This window comes from Stieleria sp. (genome assembly GCF_041595215.1).
Taxonomy (GTDB): Bacteria; Planctomycetota; Planctomycetia; order Pirellulales; family Pirellulaceae; genus Stieleria; species Stieleria magnilauensis.
Genome location: NZ_JBFHKV010001435.1, coordinates 1 through 1717, shown reverse-complemented (window position 1 = coordinate 1717; position 1717 = coordinate 1). Strand labels below are relative to the sequence as shown.

The following is a 1717-nucleotide window of genomic DNA, read 5'->3' as shown; positions in this document are numbered from 1 at the left end:
CGCCACGGACCATCGCAGACTATGTCCAAGCCGCATGCCGGGGCAGGAGCTGATTCGATTCATGCCGGCGACCGCAACCTCGCATCAACCGACAGACGCCGAATCGACAGCCGCGACCGGTTCTTGGCGACTGACACTCGGTGCCGGCATGAATTCGGCGGCGGAACGTTTTCGTCGACGCCCTGATTCGGCACGCTGGTTTTTGTCGGCGACCGCATTCCTGTTGGAGGCGATTTCGATCGGACTGATGCGTCGTCGTGATGTCGCGGACATGGTTGATAAAACCTACGCCTCACGGCCGGAGTTTTATGATCCGGACCGCTATCAGTTGCCGCACGAATCCCGCATGTTGCCAAGCCTATTAAAACATCGATCTTCGTGCCGACTGCTCGACGCGTTCTGCGGTCAAGGCAGAGAAGCCAAATGGTTTGCCGATGCCGGCTATCACGTCACCGCCATCGATCGCTTGGATTGGATGATCGATCGTGCAAAACGCTACGCCGTCGACGCCGGTTTCTCGGCCGAGTTCATCACTGAGGATTTCGATACCTTTGATCCTGCCGAAACTTTCGAGGTCGTTTACACGTCGTGTTGGATGGTTTCCACCGTGCAGGGCGTCGATCGGCGACGCGAGTTCCTGGATCAATGCGGTCGCCTGTGCAGCGAAGATGGAGTGGCCGTGGTTTCGTACGTCAACCAGCGGGCAAGTTCCAAAACGGGGGCTTGGGTCCGATTTGGGATCGCAAAGACGGTGGCTTGGTTGACGGCGGGAAATGTCCGTACCGAATTCGGCGAACGAATCTACACGGGGTTGTTTTGGCATCACTTGTCTGATGCAACCGTCCGTCGCGAAGTCGACGCGGCGGGGTGGCAAATCGCAGAGATCATTGCGGGAAGCGGGATGGATCCGACGTTCCTGTTTCTCACGCGCCGCCGGGGAGACACACCGCGATGAACCCATCATTCGCCGGCAACCAGCAATTGATCTGGATCGGCCAACAACTGCAGCCAGATGTCCCGCTGTACGAAGTGCCCTACCGCTACACGATTCACGGCCGCATCGATCCGCACCGCTTCGCCGACGCGCTGCGACAGTTGGTCAGTCGTAGCGAAGTGCTTCGCACCGTCGCCGCTGACGATCAATGGACACGGGCGACCGTCAGAGCGGTGCGCGAGGTGGAGTGCCGTGTCGTCGATGTTTCGTCCGCACCCGATCCACAGGCCGACGCCGATCGAATCGTCAACGAACGACTTACCGGTCGCTTCGATCACACCCGGTCGCTCTGTGACGCGATGCTCATTCGATTGGCAGCTGACGAATGGGAATTCTATCTGACGATTCACCATGCGTTGACCGATGCGTTTGCCGGACGGGCGATTCTGGCAACGTTGGCGAAATTCTATGAAACAGATCCAGGCGATCGCACGCATTTGGATGTCCCTGACTATCGACAGTACGTCGATGGGCAGGACCGCCACACGTCCGACGATTCCATTGCCCGGCAAAGGGCATGGTTTGCCGAACGCAGCGACGCAGCGCCGGGAACACGATTCTATTCCGCCGGCCGCCAATCGGTCTCGGCGCGACAGACCCGAGTCACCGTGCGGTTGAACGACGAGGAGAATCAGGCAATTGCAGCCACGGTGATGGCGTCTCCATTTCGGCAAATCACGGCACCACTGAGCCATTTCAATCTGTTTGCCACGACCATGATCG

2 protein-coding genes are annotated in these 1717 nt (G+C 58.8%); both read left to right on the top strand.

All coding sequences use genetic code 11. From position 1 onward, the window contains the following. Positions 1 to 955 (top strand): class I SAM-dependent methyltransferase (locus ABX749_RS31895; protein ID WP_372899593.1); only part of this gene is annotated, 955 nt, incomplete at its 5' end. Next, the coding region (locus ABX749_RS31890; RefSeq protein WP_372899592.1) for a condensation domain-containing protein at positions 952 to 1717 on the top strand (766 nt) is incomplete at its 3' end. The genes ABX749_RS31895 and ABX749_RS31890, both read left to right, overlap by 4 nt.